Origin of the sequence: Photobacterium sp. SP02 (assembly GCF_038519165.1) — a bacterium.
In the GTDB taxonomy this organism is placed as follows: Bacteria; Pseudomonadota; Gammaproteobacteria; order Enterobacterales; family Vibrionaceae; genus Photobacterium; species Photobacterium halotolerans.
Genome location: NZ_JASJOJ010000043.1, coordinates 1 through 16,876 on the forward strand (window position 1 = coordinate 1; position 16,876 = coordinate 16,876).

At 50.4% G+C, this 16,876-nt stretch carries 18 protein-coding genes; 9 read left to right on the top strand and 9 right to left on the bottom strand.

The genetic code is table 11. The features are described 5' to 3' along the window. Positions 1-114: 114 nt before the first annotated feature. The 9 genes from P0Y67_RS16245 to P0Y67_RS16285 form a co-directional block, all read right to left on the bottom strand. Positions 115-744, bottom strand: coding sequence for a DJ-1 family glyoxalase III (locus P0Y67_RS16245; RefSeq protein ID WP_342392717.1), 630 nt, complete (start codon positions 742-744; stop codon positions 115-117). After that, positions 737-1,636, bottom strand: coding sequence for a 2-dehydropantoate 2-reductase (panE, locus tag P0Y67_RS16250; protein WP_342392718.1), 900 nt, complete (start codon positions 1,634-1,636; stop codon positions 737-739). The genes P0Y67_RS16245 and panE overlap by 8 nt, the downstream gene beginning before the upstream one ends. A 105-nt stretch (positions 1,637-1,741) precedes the next feature. Beyond that, positions 1,742-2,554: a nucleoside-specific channel-forming Tsx family protein gene (locus tag P0Y67_RS16255; protein ID WP_342392719.1), complete on the bottom strand. Its 813-nt coding sequence runs from the start codon at positions 2,552-2,554 to the stop codon at positions 1,742-1,744. Positions 2,555-2,862: 308 nt separating this feature from the next. After that, the gene (locus P0Y67_RS16260; RefSeq protein WP_342392720.1) at positions 2,863-3,690 is read right to left on the bottom strand and encodes a nucleoside-specific channel-forming Tsx family protein; all 828 of its coding nucleotides are present in this window, start codon (positions 3,688-3,690) and stop codon (positions 2,863-2,865) included. 396 nt (positions 3,691-4,086) lie between these two features. Next, on the bottom strand, positions 4,087-5,451 hold the full coding sequence (locus tag P0Y67_RS16265) for an AmpG family muropeptide MFS transporter (RefSeq protein ID WP_342392721.1): 1,365 nt from the start codon (positions 5,449-5,451) through the stop codon (positions 4,087-4,089). Between the two features lie 126 nt (positions 5,452-5,577). Further along, on the bottom strand, positions 5,578-5,940 hold the full coding sequence (locus P0Y67_RS16270; RefSeq protein WP_342392722.1) for a hypothetical protein: 363 nt from the start codon (positions 5,938-5,940) through the stop codon (positions 5,578-5,580). A 42-nt stretch (positions 5,941-5,982) separates the two neighbouring features. Next, positions 5,983-6,537, bottom strand: coding sequence for a peptidylprolyl isomerase (locus P0Y67_RS16275; RefSeq protein ID WP_342392723.1), 555 nt, complete (start codon positions 6,535-6,537; stop codon positions 5,983-5,985). After that, positions 6,537-7,106: a YajG family lipoprotein gene (locus P0Y67_RS16280; RefSeq protein WP_161459126.1), complete on the bottom strand. Its 570-nt coding sequence runs from the start codon at positions 7,104-7,106 to the stop codon at positions 6,537-6,539. Before P0Y67_RS16280 ends, P0Y67_RS16275 begins: the two co-directional genes overlap by 1 nt. A gap of 57 nt (positions 7,107-7,163) precedes the next feature. After that, positions 7,164-8,306, bottom strand: a complete 1,143-nt coding sequence (locus P0Y67_RS16285; protein ID WP_342392725.1) for a methyltransferase — start codon at positions 8,304-8,306, stop codon at positions 7,164-7,166. A 183-nt stretch (positions 8,307-8,489) separates the two neighbouring features. On the opposite strand from P0Y67_RS16285, the gene bolA reads away from it, so the two are divergent. The 9 genes from bolA (at position 8,490) to nqrM (ending at position 16,791) form a co-directional block, all read left to right on the top strand. Beyond that, entirely contained in the window at positions 8,490-8,801 is a 312-nt protein-coding gene (gene bolA / locus P0Y67_RS16290) for a transcriptional regulator BolA (RefSeq protein ID WP_342392726.1), read from the top strand. Between the two features lie 743 nt (positions 8,802-9,544). Beyond that, positions 9,545-10,885 (top strand): Na(+)-translocating NADH-quinone reductase subunit A, encoded by a 1,341-nt coding sequence (locus P0Y67_RS16295; protein ID WP_342392727.1) that lies wholly within the window; start codon positions 9,545-9,547, stop codon positions 10,883-10,885. A gap of 3 nt (positions 10,886-10,888) precedes the next feature. Then, complete coding sequence (locus P0Y67_RS16300; protein ID WP_027253863.1) at positions 10,889-12,133, top strand: NADH:ubiquinone reductase (Na(+)-transporting) subunit B; 1,245 nt, start codon at positions 10,889-10,891, stop codon at positions 12,131-12,133. Continuing rightward, positions 12,123-12,914 (top strand): Na(+)-translocating NADH-quinone reductase subunit C, encoded by a 792-nt coding sequence (locus P0Y67_RS16305; RefSeq protein ID WP_342392728.1) that lies wholly within the window; start codon positions 12,123-12,125, stop codon positions 12,912-12,914. The genes P0Y67_RS16300 and P0Y67_RS16305 overlap by 11 nt, the downstream gene beginning before the upstream one ends. After that, positions 12,907-13,539: an NADH:ubiquinone reductase (Na(+)-transporting) subunit D gene (locus P0Y67_RS16310; RefSeq protein WP_342392729.1), complete on the top strand. Its 633-nt coding sequence runs from the start codon at positions 12,907-12,909 to the stop codon at positions 13,537-13,539. Before P0Y67_RS16305 ends, P0Y67_RS16310 begins: the two co-directional genes overlap by 8 nt. 7 nt (positions 13,540-13,546) lie before the next feature. Beyond that, positions 13,547-14,143: an NADH:ubiquinone reductase (Na(+)-transporting) subunit E gene (gene nqrE, locus P0Y67_RS16315; RefSeq protein ID WP_342392730.1), complete on the top strand. Its 597-nt coding sequence runs from the start codon at positions 13,547-13,549 to the stop codon at positions 14,141-14,143. A 22-nt stretch (positions 14,144-14,165) separates the two neighbouring features. After that, complete coding sequence (gene nqrF / locus P0Y67_RS16320) at positions 14,166-15,389, top strand: NADH:ubiquinone reductase (Na(+)-transporting) subunit F (protein WP_342392731.1); 1,224 nt, start codon at positions 14,166-14,168, stop codon at positions 15,387-15,389. A 143-nt stretch (positions 15,390-15,532) separates the two neighbouring features. Continuing rightward, positions 15,533-16,555, top strand: a complete 1,023-nt coding sequence (locus tag P0Y67_RS16325; RefSeq protein WP_446728848.1) for an FAD:protein FMN transferase — start codon at positions 15,533-15,535, stop codon at positions 16,553-16,555. 14 nt (positions 16,556-16,569) lie between these two features. Further along, positions 16,570-16,791: a (Na+)-NQR maturation NqrM gene (nqrM, locus tag P0Y67_RS16330; protein WP_027253869.1), complete on the top strand. Its 222-nt coding sequence runs from the start codon at positions 16,570-16,572 to the stop codon at positions 16,789-16,791. The last annotated feature ends 85 nt before the right edge of the window (positions 16,792-16,876 follow it).

The following is a 16,876-nucleotide window of genomic DNA, read 5'->3' on the forward strand; positions in this document are numbered from 1 at the left end:
CAGTGCCTTTTAACCCCCTCCTAACCTCCCCCTTGAAAAGGGGGAGGGATTGTACCGCGATGACTGAAACCACGATGATTCCCTCCTCTTACGAATTACGAAGGGGAGGGAATATCAGCTTTTCCCCACCACGTCATAACTCATACTCGGCCACATCACCATAGGTTCTGCCACTTTGGCGGTTGTTGCTTTACCCAGCAGCAGGGTGATGATTTCCAGTGCAAACTCTTGCGAGGTGCCCGGTGCCTGGCTGGTCAGCAGATTATTGTTCACATCAAACATCACGCGGCGACCTTCACGGCGGCGGTGCTCAGGAATACGGTCAACAAAGGCCGGGTGAGCCGTCATCAGCGCGTCCGGATACAGCTGGTGATGTTCCAGCACCACAGCAGGCGCGGCACAGATCGCCGCCACAAGCTTACCGTCGTATTTATGCTGCTTGACGAATTCAACCGTCAGCGTGCTGTCTCTGAGATATTCTGCGCCAGGCAGCCCGCCGGGCAGAACCACACAGTCGAACTGTTCATCGGCAATCTCAACCAGCGGGCAGTCTGCGGTCAGTGTGATGCCCCGCGAGCCTTTCACCGCCAGTGCGCCATCCTCAGCCACGCTGGCAATGGTGACTTGCATGCCGGCCCTGATCAGAATATCAACCGTGTTGATGACCTCCATTTCCTCGCTGCCGGGGGCGATACAGACAGCCACTTTTAGTGGCAGGACTGAGGATTTCGATGGGTTAGTCATAATTTTGCTCCAAGTGTTTTATCTGTTGCCACACGGCGGTATTTGCCGGGGCGGCAAGCTGAAAATGGTGTGCCTGCTCAATCAGAAAGCCGGTAATGGCGTCGATTTCTGTTGGTCGCTGATTGGCAACATCCTGCTGCATGGATGAAAAGTTGGCCGCCGTGGCCCTGATAACCGTCAGAGTACGTTGCAATAGCTCTTCGGTGCGGGTGGTGTAGCCGACGGCTGTCATGACAGCCGCGACTTCGCGACAGATATCCGTCAGTTCGGCGGTAAAATCCGGCGCAGCCAGATCGCCATTGCGGCATTGGTGGATGGCCGTCAGCGGATTGATGGCGCAATTGACTGCCAGTTTCTGCCATTGCGGATAGTGAATATCATCATGCCACTGGCAGGGAGCCAGAGCCGTGTTCAGCACCCCGGCCAGTGCCTGCCACTGATTGCCGGCTGCATTCACGGCGCCCAGCCAGGTCGGGCCAGATCCTGTATGGCGTACGCTGTGGCTGTCGACACGTAACGCCGCCTGAGAGGTGGTTGCATACAGTACCGGGTTATCAGGCAGCAGTTGCAGCACCTCGTTTTCAGTGCCCATGCCGTTGTGCATCACAATCACAGGCGTTGAGGCGTCCAGCCAGGGGGCTATGCGCTTTATTGCCTCAGAAACCTGAAAGGCTTTTACTGTGATCAGAACAATATCGCTGCGGCTGAGCTGGTCGGGCTGATTACAGCGAAAGGTGAAAGTGTCTGCATCCGGCGCATCTGGGCCCTGCCAGTTCAGCGTACAGGCGCTGTCAGTCTGGCGTCGCCAAAGGTGGATGGTATGGCCTTGTCTGGCCAGAGCACCTGCCCAGAGGCTGCCTATGGCGCCAGCGCCGACTAAGGTAATCTTCACGGTATTGCCTGTTGGGAAAGGAATTACTGAAGCCTATTGTAGCGGTTGTGAAATCAAGGGGTAAAGCAAAAGTCCGGATACCTGAGTACCCGGACCGGATGTGGTTCAGAATTTATAGGTGACAGAGAAATAATGGGATGGGCCGGTTGACTCAAAGCTATCGGAATCTTCAATCAGGTAGACATCATAGAAGAGTTTCAGACCGTATCCGACCGAGAAGCGGTCAGAGTGCCAGTAAAGCCCGTTGAACCAGTTCCCGCCATGGGTGGCCTGGGAATTGCCGTTAAACTCATCATCGGCACCGAACTGGTAATCAATATAGCCCTGATAGGAAATGTATGAGCCATTAGCAAAGGTATAGAAGGGTTTAAACCAGTTGGTGGATATCTGGTAGCCGTTCCAGTCTTTGGCGTTGACATCGTACAAACCATACAGATTCAGGCCGACTTTACCAAACCAGGGCACCATGATATCGGAGCCTATCCCCCAGAAGGAGTTATTGACGTCCTGCGCGCCGCCTCCCCAATTGAACAGGGTGGCAAAATAGAGCTCCTGCACCGGGCCGAATGAGAGATCAGTTTTGGTTAAGGCATCAAGCGAAACCCGTGGCGCAAACTTCATGAACATTTTGGGTCTGTCTTTCTTGTCACTGGCATCGCTTTCTGTCAGATCGAAGAAATCCACATAGCCGTAAAGATCAAAAATACCCGAGCGACCACCAAATTCCATTTCCAGATAGTCATGACCGGATGGATCGCTGGGCGCGCGAGGATACTCTTCCAGTGCGTACATCAGGTTGAACTGAAACCATTTATAGTCATTCTTATGGATATCGCCGTCAGTATAATCAGCGGCAAAAGCGGTTCCGGGGCATACCAGTGCTGCTCCAAGAGCCAAAGCTAAACGAGTCTGTTTCATGTTGGCGTTCTCACTTATCGTTTATCGTTGCCATTGCTTAGTAACACCTCTGTCAAGAGTCTTGTTTCTTAACAGAAAGACAGTGTCTAACTTAAAAGATTAGTGGATTGCCGATGGGATGCCTTAGAAGTAAGAAAATAATCCGTGCTCTGGAGAGTGATACAGATCGTAACTTTAGAAATCAGTTAGCAAATCAGGCAGATGAAAGGGGTTGGCAGGAAAATAAAATTGTCTCAGGAGTTAGAACGAAAAACAAAGGCGCCGGGAAGGCGCCTTTGCAGGAATCACAATGTTGCTCAGGGTAAGACTTAGAACTTGTAAGTCACGCTGACATAGTGGCTGACGCCAGTCGTTTTTCCTGCTAGACCACCGTCTTTCAGACCGTAAACGTCTTTATAGGCTTTCAGACCGTAACCCACCGCATAACGCTCAGAGTGCCAGTAGATACCGTTGAACATAGCACCGCCATTTGAAGAGTACAGTGCACCGAAGTCATCATTTACACCAAATTGGTAATCAATGTAACCCTGGTAGGACACAAAGCTGCCGTTGTCCAGGGTATAGAAAGGTTTGAACCAGTTGGTCGAAATCTGGTAACCGTTCCAGTCTTTTTTGTTCAGGTCATACAAGCCGTAGAAGTTCAGACCAATTTTGCCCAACCATGGCACGTTGATGTCAGAACCCAGACCCCAGAAAGAGTTGTTTACGCTTGCACCATTGATTGAGCCGTCTGAGTTAGTTGTTGCTGCGCCGTTCCAGTTAAACAGGGTAGCGAAGTACAGCTCTTGTACCGGACCGAAAGACAGGTCGGTCTGGGTCAGTGCATCCAGAGAAACACGTGGCGCAAACTTCATGAACATTTTTGGCGCAGTTGCTTTATCGCTGCTTGGGCTGTTGGCCAAGTTGAAGATGTCGACATAACCGTACAGATCAAAGATACCGGAACGACCGCCGAATTCCATTTCCAGGTAGTCGTGGCTGGATTCGCCTGGCAGCTCGTCAAATGCGTACATCAGGTTGAACTGAGACCATTTGTAGTCGTTCTTGTGGATATTACCGTCGGTGTAATCAGCAGCATTTGTAGCAGCAGACAGGGAAGCTGCCAGTACACTCAGTGCAACAAGGGATTTACGCATCGTCAACTCTCGCTAATTGAATTAAAACACCGGACTTTTTTGACCAGTCCGTATCAATGGCGGGAAGTGTATTGTTTGATGTCACTAATGTGAATGTAACAAACGAGCAGTTGTTTTTTGATTGTGAGTTTGATCTTGTGTAATGGATTGCAAAAAAAATCAAAAGTGATTTTGATCTCTTTTTGTTCGCTATTGAATGTAATTTTTCTGATCTAAATGAGTAATAGGTCAGTTATTACTCATGTCTGGTATGCGGGAAAGTTAACTTAGATCAAATAAAGTCAACTTGAGAGTCAGAATTATCAACAGATATAGAAACAGAGCGGAGAGGGGCAAGCTATCTGACCTGGCATATTGGAACACTCAGGCCAGATAAAGTTCCCGGACAAGGCTATTTTAGTTCTGATGCGGGGCGTATTTCGCCACCGCTTTGATGAGGATCAGCACAGGTAAGCCGATCAGTGCGGTACTCAGAAAGAAGATGTTATAGCCCCAGTGATCAACAAACAGGCCTGAAAAACCGGCGAGAAATTTCGGGAACAGCAACATGATGGAGCTGAAAAGGGCATATTGGGTGGCAGAAAACGCCACGTTGGTCAGGCCGGACATAAAAGCAATAAAGGCGGCGGTGGCAATGCCCGCACTCAGGTTATCGATCGAGATCACCAAAGTCAGCATAGGCAGGCTGTTGCCAATATAGGTGAAGGCCATAAACAGCAGGTTAGTGAAAGCAGCCAGTACAGCACCCAAGGCCAGAATCCGTAGCGTGTTATAGCGGTAAATTAATATACCGCCCAGGCCCGCACCTGCCAGTGTCATGATCACGCCGTATATTTTCGAGACAGAAGCGACCTCGGTTTTGCTGAACCCCATATCGACATAGAAAGCATTGGCCATCACGCCCATGACGACGTCTGAGATACGGTAACAGCCGATCAGCGCCAGCAGCAGCAGGCCAGCTTTCCCATAGCGCGAGAAGAAATCGATAAAAGGCATGATCGCAGAGGTATAAAACCAGGCACAGATGCGGGCCAGCCAGTGCGGCATGTTTCCGGCCGCCAGCCTTTGGCGGATCTCCGCTTCCAGCGCATCCATTTCTTTGCCGTTACGTGCCGGTTCATGAATGCAAAGCGCGGTGATCAGGCCGACGGCCATAAAGCCGGCCATGATGAAATAAGCAGTTTTCCAGCCGATAGGGTCATAGCCGGTGTCTGAACCAAATAAAGCGGCAAAGGCCAGCGCGCCAGCGCCAGCCATGATCATGGCCAGCCGGTAGCCTGTCATATAAGCGGCAGCCAGCGCGGCCTGCAAGCGTTCCGTTGCCAGCTCTATCCGGTAGGCATCAATCACTATGTCCTGCGATGCAGAAGAAAACGCCACTATCACCGCAAATACCGCTAACTGGTATAAATCAATCTGCGGATTACTTAACGCCATACCGCACAGTGAGGCAATGATCAGCAGTTGCGAGAACACCATCCAGCCACGGCGACGACCCAATAAGCTGGACAGTACAGGAACGGGGAAGCGGTCTATCAGTGGTGACCAGATCCATTTAAAGCCGTACGCGAGCGCGACCCAGCTGAAATAGCCAATGTCAGTGCGGCTGACTTCGGCTTCACGCAGCCAGAAGGACAGGGTGCCAAAGACCAGCAAAATGGGCAGACCGGACGAAAATCCGAGTGCCAGCATGATGAGAACTTTTTTTTCGAGATATACGCGCCACCCGGTGTTCGGGCGATCGTCGACGGTGTGCTCCATGTGGAGTGGCCTCTGCTACTGATTACTATCTGGTTCCAGATTTAGCGCTATAAGGTAACAGCAAGCGCGGGTGAGAAAAACCATCGGAAAGTCAAAGTGTGGTGAGTTTGGGGGCAAAGTACTGCTTTAGGGGCGAATGCCCTGCATTTTCTCGGGCGCCTCACCGATACCCAGCAGGAATTTAGCGCCGGCAGTGACGCGAAACTGGATAAAGCAGTTGCCCAGCAACTGGTGCTCTTCCAGTGATTCCATCAAATGCAGCAGATACCAGTACACGGACTCATAGGCATTGTCAGGCGTACCACTGGGGATCGACAGCAGCCACCAGTCATGCAGATGCTCAGTGCAGGTTTTTTTTAAGGAGTCGTAGCTGGTATCACCGTTAATGGTGCCCAGCATAGAAATAGCCAGAGCGGGTGCGTAATCAGTAATGTGATTGGCAATTTGCTCTGTCGGCACATCCGGTATTGAGGAAACAAGTTTGAGCATAGGCACCACCCTGGCCGAAGATTAACGGCCAGGGTCGTCAATCTACTTGTTGATTAGGTTAATAGCTTTAATAACTATAGGCTGCTGAGGCACATCTTTCATACCTATTGAGCGGACTGTAGTGGTAGGAATCGCGGCCATTTTTTCAATAACTGAGAACCCTTTCACAACTTTTCCGAACACCGCATAACCCGGCTTGCCCGAGCGGCCGTCAAGAAAGGTATTGTTCTGGTAATTGATGTAGAACTGACGCGTGGCTGAATCGGCCACTTGTGTCCGCGCCATGGCTATGGTGGCTCTTTGGTTGCTCAGGCCGTTATCTGATTCATTCTTGATAGGCTCGTAACTCTGGCGCTGCTGCAAATCGGCATCAAACCCGCCACCTTGCGCCATGAATCCCGGAATAACCCGGTGGAAAATGGTGCCCGTATAGCTGCCGTCTTCGACATAGCGCAGGAAGTTCTTGGTGGTAACTGGGGCCTGCTCTTCATTCAGCTCAACCACAAATTCGCCCAGACTGGTTTCAATGGCAATCTGAGTGGCGGCCGAGGCTGAAAACGAAAGTGCCAGCAGGGTGGCGGTGATAAAATGTCGCATTACAGGTTCTCCTCCATGTAGCTGTTCAGTTCCGTATCAGACTGGATGTCACGCAGTACGGCATCCATCAGGCCCGTCATTGCCACTTCCATTGACTCTGTTGACGCTGTCATCGCGCCCTCGCGGGATGATTTACCCGCATAACGTTTGATGAATTTTCCATTAGGGGTTGTCAAAACCAGCTGCAGCTGCAACTTGCTGTTTAAGGTGTGGCTGAAGGCGCTCTGTTTGACATTGACGATAGCTTCAAGAATATCCAGTCGCATGGTGTTCTGGCTTTCGTGGCCGATTTGCACGCCCTGAGAGCTCAGCTGACGAGAAAGTGCGTCTTGTAATGTCAGGCGCAGGTTTTCTTTCGCGTGCAGGGGATGGACGTTCTGATCGCCGTTATCAACCACAGCAACAAACTGGGCGGTGCGCAGGTCGCGGCTTTCAAGGGTCAGGCTTTGCCCTTCTAGGTCTGGCTGTTTGGCCAGTGAAGGGGAGGGCTGGATAGAAAGCTGGGAGTCAGTCGGTGCCGTACAGGCCGTCAGCGCCAGCAGTGATACGGCGAAAATGAAGGGTTTCATCCGGTTTGTTCCTTATTAAACAGGCTGTCGCCAGCCGCAATGAGCAAAATTATGGGCTTATTTTTCAGCTTGATAAACCACAAATTTAGGGTTCTGAGCAATTTTATGTACTTTAGCAAACAGGCGCTTAAGCTTTCCATCATAGCCAAGATGACGATTACCTATCACTATCAAACGTCCGTGCTGCTTTAGGCTTTGCTTTGCATCACAGAACATTTGCCAGGCAATATGATCGGTAATGGTATTTTGCTGGTGGAAAGGCGGGTTGCATAACACCAGATCAGCGTCGCTATTTGCCATACTTTCCAAACAGTTATCTACTTTAGCTTCGAGTTGTTCCGGATGAGTCAGATTCAGGTCAGCATTTTCCCGGCAAGACGCCACGGCCATGTAACTTTCATCGACACAGGTCACTTTCGCCTGTGGGTTGAGTCTGGCTGCCTGCAAGCCAATCACCCCGTTTCCGCAACCTAAGTCGATAATGTGCTTCAGTGCCGGATCCTGAGGGATATGTTCCAGCAATAACCTGGCTCCGATGTCGAGATTTTCACCGGAAAACACATTGGCATGGTTGGTTAAGGTGAGCTTGTACTCAGGCACCTCCCAGCGCTGGGTTTCCGGCAGCGATGCCGCCAGATTTTTATCCGGCTGACAGAAAATCAGTCGTGCTTTTTTCACCGCCAGTGACGTACTGGTCGGGCCCAGATGTTTCTCGAACAGTTTGAGTGTGGAGGAATGTATATCCCTGGCTTTAGCGGCAGCAATCACCACACAGTCTTCAGGTAAAGCGGCACAAAGCTGGGTGAGCTGCCAGACAAGCAGCCGGTTATTTTTAGGCAGCTTCAGCAGCACCAGCTGGGTCTTGGGGGGCACAGGGGCCAGGCAGTCAGTGAATCTGATGTCCGGCAGCGCGTTTGCGGCCAGATTGTGCTGGCTGGCCGTTCTTGCAATGTATGAGTCACCAACAGATACCGTCTGTCCCTGACGGGCGAACCAGCATGCTAACGCACCAAAGCTGTCATTGATGATCAGCACAGGGCGCTCAGCATCCAGAGTGAGTGCCTGCTTCTGTTTCATGTCTTCAACCTGGTTGATCAGGTATTCATCCGCCGCATCCCAGGCTTGCAAGGTTTCATTTTGACGAATTGGGTAGCGGTTCAGTTGCAGGGTCTGGCCGTGCAGGGTGAGCTCAGGTTTCATTCAGGCTATCTTTAGGGTATGTTGTCGGGTTGAATATTTTCGCAGATGCTGACGTAGCTGCAAAGACTAACAGTGCGAAGTGTGTTGTTATGCTGAGCATAACACAGCGATTTTCAGGATATCGCCGCATTTTCATTCGCTGCATTTGCTCAGACACCTAGCATGCCGGCGTCAGGAGGCCTTATGATCCAGGAACGTATTGAACAGAAACTGCAAGCTGCATTGTCACCGACCCATCTGGAAGTGCGCAATGAAAGTTATATGCACAATGTGCCAGAAGGCGCAGAAAGTCATTTTAAAGTGATAGTGGTCAGTAATGAATTTGAAGGTCAGCGCCTGATTGGTCGCCATAGAGCAATTAATACGGTACTGGCAGACGAGCTGGCCAATCACATTCATGCGCTGGCGATTCACACTTACACCCCGGATGAATGGCAGGCGCAGCAGTCTGCACCGGCTTCCCCCGCTTGTTTGGGTGGCAGCAAGTTTGGTTAAGATATGATGAATACATCAAGCGACTGAACAGTGGTGAATCACACCTTGGATCAAAAACCGCATCTTGTTGCGGTTTTTTACAGTCCGAAGTTTGAAGTTGATAGTCATCAATAACTGAGTGATGGCGTAGTATACGCACCGTTAAGTCACAGAGTGTCCTGTGATAGCCCTGCTGCTGGCCTTGCGGTGCTAGAGCCGCTTAGCTTGCGCCGCTCAGTTAGCAAGCCTTTTCTCATCTCAGGCGACTATAATGAGTCCCGAATGTGGTGAAATGTTCGGTGATGCCTTAGCCAGCGGATGAAAACATATGTTGCAAATTCGATGCAGTTTTGCGTCGAATTTTACTGTTTTATGACCATCGAATGCGTTAGTTTTACCGACTGTCCTTTGGTGTTGACGTTTTGATACCAATTTGTAAATAGCACAAAAATATAATTTTCGAGGCAACAAGCAGAAGATTCAGCGCAAGTGTGCGTTGGGTCAAATTTATCTGTTCTCGTGATTATTAGCACATCAGCTATCGCTGAATTTCAGTTCGATTAGCGAGGTTTGCCATAGTAAAAACCTGTTGATTAATGCTAAAATCCGGCCCTCGAAAAAACTCGTCATCTTAAATGTGTGATGAAAGAGTTAATAGGATGTTGCGGTGCTGGTTGCTGGAAAGCCGGCCTCGGACCAAGGAAAGTCGTGTCTAAGTTGCGCAATAACAAGTTCTTTTTCCCGTTAATGTAGTGCAAGTGCGTATGATTACAATAAAGAAGGGGCTGGATATCCCAATTGCAGGGACTCCTACCCAGGCGATAAATGATGGTAAATCCATCTCTCGAGTCGCCTTGCTTGGCGAAGAATACGTGGGTATGCGTCCAACCATGCATGTCCGCGTTGGGGATGTAGTAAAAAAAGGTCAGGTGCTCTTCGAAGATAAGAAGAACCCAGGCGTGAAATTTACTGCTCCGGCCAGCGGCAAGGTGTTGGAAGTCAACCGTGGAGCGAAGCGTGTGCTTCAGTCTGTTGTCATTGATGTTGAGGGCGATGAGCAAATCACCTTTAACCGCTATGACAAAGCTGAGCTGGCTCAACTGGATCGTGCTGTGATTGTCGAGCAGCTGGTTGAGTCCGGTATGTGGACAGCGTTACGTACCCGTCCATTCAGCAAGGTCCCAGCGATCGAGTCTGAAACACAGGCGATTTTTGTCAATGCGATGGATACCAACCCATTGGCAGCCAACCCAGAAGTGATCATCAACGAGCAAGGCGAAGCCTTTGTTGCTGGTCTGTCGCTTCTGTCTCGTCTGACCGGTGGCAAGGTGTATGTGTGTAAGTCAGGTGCGAGCCTGCCGCGCAGCAGCGAAGCCAATGTTGAAGAGCACGTATTTAACGGACCGCACCCTGCCGGTCTGGTAGGTACGCACATCCATACTTTGTTCGGTGCTGACGCTCATAACGTTGCATGGCACCTGAACTATCAGGATGTGATTGCTTTCGGTCAGTTATTCCTGACTGGCGAGCTGTACACTCAGCGTGTTGTTTCTCTGGCAGGTCCTGCCGTCAACAACCCTCGTCTGGTTCGTACTGTTATCGGTGCGTCTGTCGAGCAGTTGACTGAGTCTGAGCTGTTAACCGGTGAACTGCGTGTGCTGTCAGGGTCTGTCCTGAATGGCATTCCGGCGACTGGCCCTCATGCTTATCTCGGCCGTTATCACCTGCAGATTTCTGCGCTGCGTGAAGGTCGTGAGAAAGAATTCATGGGCTGGATCGTTCCTGGTAAGAACAAATTCTCTGTAACACGTGCTTTCTTTAGCCAATTTTTCCCAGGCCAGCTGTACAACATGACAACCACTACTAACGGTAGTGAGCGTTCTATGGTGCCAATCGGTAACTATGAGCGTGTCATGCCGCTGGACATCGAGCCTACACTGCTATTGCGTGATCTGTGCGCCGGCGATACTGACAGTGCCCAGCAGTTGGGTGCGTTGGAGCTGGATGAAGAAGATCTGGCACTGTGTACCTTCGTGTGCCCAGGTAAGTATGAGTACGGTCCAATGCTGCGTGCATGCCTGGACAAGATTGAGAAGGAAGGATAATTCATGAGCCTCAAGAATTACCTCGAGCAGATCGAACACCACTTTGAGCCAGGTGGTAAGCATGAGAAATGGTTTGCACTGTATGAAGCAGTCGCCACCGTGCTTTACACCCCAGGTATTGTAACCCGTACCGGTTCTCACGTGCGTGACAGTATCGACCTGAAACGTATCATGATCATGGTCTGGTTGGCCGTATTCCCTGCCATGTTCTGGGGTATGTACAACGTAGGTCATCAGGCAGTATTCGCCCTGAACCACCTGTATGCAGGTGATCAACTGGCTGCCATTATCAGTGGTGACTGGCATTACTGGCTGACCGAGTCTCTGGGTGGCACCTTAGGTGCTGACGCCGGCTGGGGCAGTAAAATGCTGCTGGGTGCGACTTACTTCCTGCCAATCTATGCCACGGTATTTATCGTTGGTGGTTTCTGGGAAGTGCTGTTCTGTATGGTGCGTAAGCACGAAGTGAACGAAGGTTTCTTCGTGACTTCGATTCTGTTTGCACTGATCGTTCCGCCAACACTGCCTCTGTGGCAGGCTGCACTGGGTATTACCTTTGGTGTGGTCGTGGCGAAAGAGATCTTTGGCGGTACAGGTCGTAACTTCCTGAATCCGGCTCTGGCTGGTCGTGCTTTCCTGTTCTTCGCTTACCCGGCGCAGATCTCAGGCGATTTGGTGTGGACTGCCGCTGATGGTTTCTCCGGTGCTACGGCACTGAGCCAGTGGGCAGCCGGTGGTCAGGCAGCAGTGGTCAACACTGTGACTGGCGAAGCTGTGACCTGGATGGATGCCTTCATTGGTCGTATTCCTGGTTCTATCGGTGAAGTCTCGACCCTGTTCATTCTGATCGGCGGTGCCTTCATTGTGTATCTGGGTATTGCGTCCTGGCGCATTATTGCCGGTACTCTGATAGGTATGGTTGCTGCCGCAACGCTGTTCAACATTATTGGTTCTGATACCAATGCAATGTTCGCTATGCCTTGGCACTGGCACCTGGTTCTGGGTGGTTTCGCCTTCGGTATGATGTTCATGGCAACCGATCCGGTTTCTGCTGCTTTTACCAATAAAGGTAAGTGGTGGTACGGTGCACTGATTGGCGTGATGGCTGTTCTGGTACGTGTGGTTAACCCTGCGTTCCCGGAAGGCATGATGCTGGCGATTCTGTTCGCCAACCTGTTTGCACCGCTGTTTGACCATGCAGTAATTCAAGGCAACATCAAACGGAGACTGGCTCGTCATGTCAAATAAGAATGATAGCATCAAGAAAACGCTGATTGTTGTTGTTGTCCTGAGCCTGGTGTGCTCTATCGTGGTATCAACAGCAGCCGTCATGCTGCGTCCGATGCAGCAAGCGAACGCTAAGCTGGATGTTCAGCGTAATATCCTGTCTGTAGCAGGTCTGCTGCAAGAGGGTGTCAAAGTTACAGAAACCTACAATCAGTTCATTGAACCTAAGCTGGTTGATCTGGCTACCGGTAACTTCGTTGACTCTGTTGATGGTCAATCACCTGCAGAGTATGACCAGCGTGACGCATCGAAAAATCCGGATCTGTCTGTGAAGCTGGATCCGGCAACTGACCCGGCGAAGCTGATTCGTCGTGCGGACGTCGCTAAAGTGTATCTGGTAAAAGATGCCAACAATCAGGTACAGAAGCTGATTCTGCCTGTGAACGGCAAAGGCCTGTGGTCCATGATGTACGCTTTCGTTGCAGTTGAGACCGACGGCAACACAGTGTCTGGCATCACTTACTATGAACAGGGTGAAACTCCTGGACTGGGTGGTGAAGTTGAGAACCCGAAATGGCGTGCACAGTGGGAAGGCAAGAAACTGTTTGACGATAGTTTCGCCCCGGCCATCCGTGTCGTGAAAGGTGGCGCACCGGAAGGTGATGTTCACGGTATCGACGGTCTGTCTGGTGCAACGCTGACAAGTGACGGCGTTCAGAACACCTTCCAGTTCTGGTTAGGTGATAACGGCTACGGTCCGTTCCTGACTAAAGTGCGCAATGGAGGCCTGAACAATGGCTGATACTAAAGAAATGAAAAAAGTCCTGCTGGGGCCGATCGTTAGTAATAACCCGATCGCCCTGCAGGTACTGGGTGTGTGTTCAGCGCTGGCTGTAACCACTAAGCTGGAAACCGCGTTCGTAATGGCGCTGGCGGTAACTTTCGTTACTGCGTTCTCCAACTTCTTTGTTTCTCTGGTGCGTAACCAAATCCCTAACAGCGTGCGTATTATCGCTCAGATGGCGATTATTGCCTCGCTGGTAATCGTGGTTGACCAGGTGCTGAAAGCGTTCGTTTACGACATCTCTAAGCAGCTGTCTGTATTCGTAGGCCTGATCATCACTAACTGTATCGTTATGGGTCGTGCAGAAGCGTATGCAATGAAATCTGCTCCCCTGCCATCTTTGCTGGATGGTATCGGTAACGGTCTGGGTTACGGTTTCGTATTGCTGACAGTCGGTTTCTTCCGTGAGCTGCTGGGTTCAGGCAAACTGTTTGGTATGCAAGTGCTGCCGCTGATCTCTGAAGGTGGCTGGTATCAGCCAAACGGTATCATGTTGTTGGCACCGTCTGCCTTCTTCCTGATTGGCTTCATGATCTGGACTATCCGTACTTTACGCCCGGATCAAGTAGAAGCGAAGGAGTAAGGGAAACATGGAACATTATATTAGCTTAATGGTTCGTTCGATTTTCATCGAGAACATGGCACTGTCTTTCTTCCTGGGGATGTGTACATTCCTGGCGGTGTCGAAGAAAGTCAAAACCTCTTTCGGTCTGGGTGTCGCGGTAACAGTCGTACTGACTATCTCAGTACCGGTTAACAACCTGGTTTATAACCTGTTGCTGAAAGACGGCGCCATTGTTGAAGGCGTTGATCTGACGTTTCTGAACTTTATCACTTTTATCGGTGTTATCGCGGCACTGGTACAGATTCTGGAAATGATTCTGGACCGTTTCTTTCCGCCGCTGTACAACGCGCTGGGTATTTTCCTGCCGCTGATCACCGTTAACTGTGCAATCTTCGGTGGCGTATCTTTCATGGTACAGCGTGACTACAACTTCGCGGAGTCTGTGGTATACGGCTTTGGCTCAGGTGTGGGCTGGATGCTGGCTATCGTTGCCCTGGCGGGTATTCGCGAGAAGATGAAATATTCTGACGTACCTGCCGGTCTGCGTGGCCTGGGTATTACTTTCATCTCTGTAGGTCTCATGGCGTTGGGCTTCATGTCCTTCTCCGGTGTACAGCTGTAATCAGGATAATAAGGAATAATTCATGGATATTATTCTTGGCGTAGTTATGTTCACCTTGATTATCCTGGCTTTGGTATTAGTGATTCTGTTCGCTAAATCCAAGCTGGTACCATCAGGTGACATTACTATCTCAATCAATAACGACCCGGAAAAAGCAATTACGACCCCTGCGGGTGGTAAACTTCTGAGTGCACTGGCAGGCAGCGGCATCTTTGTCTCTTCTGCTTGTGGTGGTGGTGGTTCATGCGGTCAGTGCCGCGTGAAAATCAAATCTGGTGGCGGCGATATTCTGCCAACGGAATTGGATCACATCACTAAAGGTGAAGCACGTGAAGGTGAGCGTCTGTCTTGCCAGGTTAACGTGAAAGCCGACATGGACATCGAACTGCCGGAAGAAATCTTTGGTGTGAAGAAGTGGGAATGTTCTGTTATCTCTAACGATAACAAAGCGACCTTCATCAAAGAGCTGAAACTGGGCATTCCAGACGGCGAATCAGTACCTTTCCGTGCTGGTGGTTATATTCAGATTGAAGCGCCACCACACCATGTTAAGTATGCCGATTACGACGTACCTGAGAAATTCCGTGAAGACTGGGACAAGTTCAACCTGTTCCGTTACGAGTCAAAGGTTAACGAAGAAACAATTCGTGCTTACTCGATGGCGAACTACCCGGAAGAGGAAGGCATTATCATGCTGAACGTGCGTATCGCTACGCCGCCACCTCGTAATCCGGATGTGCCACCAGGTATCATGTCTTCGTACATCTGGTCACTGAAAGCGGGTGACAAGGTGACTATCTCTGGTCCGTTTGGTGAGTTCTTCGCAAAAGATACTGATGCTGAGATGGTGTTTATCGGCGGTGGTGCAGGTATGGCACCTATGCGTTCACACATCTTTGACCAGCTGAAGCGTTTGCAGTCTAAGCGTAAGATGACTTTCTGGTACGGTGCGCGTTCTAAGCGTGAAATGTTCTATGTGGAAGATTTCGATATGCTGCAGAACGAAAACGATAACTTTAAGTGGTACTGCGCCCTGTCTGATCCTCTGCCAGAGGACAACTGGGACGGTTACACAGGCTTCATCCACAATGTGCTTTATGAAAACTACCTGAAAGATCATGATGCACCGGAAGACTGCGAATACTACATGTGCGGTCCACCTATGATGAACGCCGCTGTTATCAGTATGCTGAAAGATCTGGGTGTTGAAGACGAAAACATCCTGCTGGATGACTTTGGTGGCTAACCCTGCCTGAGGTCTTCCTCTGAAATGGCTGATCCTTTGGATCAGCCATTTTTCGTCAAGCCCCGCATTAATTTTCCTTAGAGCGTATCAATGCTGTGTGAACGGCAGCTGAGCGACATTTTCAGTATTTGGGAGATCCCTGCATGATGAAACTATTCACCCGGGCAGCCATGCTGCTGGTGATGGCACTGGTTGTCAGTGGCTGTAGCGAGCAACGTCAGTTAATTCACCTGACCGGCTCAACAATGGGGACCTATTATTCGATTAAGTTGATTGAGCAGGAAGGCTTACCGAGCGAAGTGGCACTTCAGAAAGAAATTGATCGCCGCCTTGAACTGGTTAACGATCAGATGTCGACCTATCGTGAGGACTCCGAGCTCAGCCAATTTAATCAGCATCAAAGCCGCGAACCGTTTGCCGTATCGGCAGACACGGCGACAGTGGTACAAGAAGCGATTCGCTTGGCTAAACTGACTGATGGGGCATTGGATGTGACGGTTGGCCCTTTGGTCAACTTATGGAGTTTCGGACCGGAAGCCCGTCCGGATGTGGTACCGACCGATGAAGAGCTGGATGCCCGTCGTCAGGAAGTTGGTATAGAGCATCTGAAGGTTCAAGGTAACGCCTTGATTAAAGATTTGCCCGGACTGTATGTCGATCTGTCATCCATTGCAAAGGGCTACGGCGTCGATGTTGTGGCTGACTATATTGCCTCTTTGGGGGTGAATGACTATCTGGTTGAAATCGGCGGTGAAATTCGCCTGAAAGGCAAAAATCTGGAAGGTGTGCCATGGCGGATAGCCATTGAAAAGCCAACGGAAGACGGCAGTCGCTCCATCCAGGAAGTGGTTGAGCCGGGTGAAATGGCGGTGGCCACTTCGGGTGATTATCGTAACTATTTTGAAGAAAATGGTGTACGCTACTCACATCTGATAAATCCCATAACAGGCAAGCCGATTACCAACCGTGTGGTTTCAGTCACTGTGATGCATCCGAAATGTATGACAGCAGATGCCCTGGCAACGGCATTTTCTGTCATGGGGGAAGAGAAAGCAATCGCACTGGCAAACCAAGAAAATTGGCCAGTTCTGTTGATTGTAAGTACGGATGAAGGTTTTAAGGAATATGCCTCTGATGCCTTCACGACTTACATGCAGAAGAAATAAGTTGAGAGCATCCTATGTTGGTATATGTAACAACCTTTGGCGTTTTTCTGTTAGTCATAGTCGCAATGGCCGTCGGCTACATTTTCCAGCGCAAAACAGTGGCTGGTAGCTGCGGTGGCCTGGGCGCGGTCGGCATTGAAAAAGAATGTGACTGCCCTGAGCCCTGTGATAAGCGTTTGAAGCGTGAAGCTCGCGCCGCCAAGCAGGAAGAATGGAAGAAAAATCAGATCATCTGATGGATGACTGACGTTCTCGCTGAGTAAAAAAGCCCGTGGTAATACCGCGGGCTTTTTGTTGCTCGCTATCTGCTTGGCGAGCACA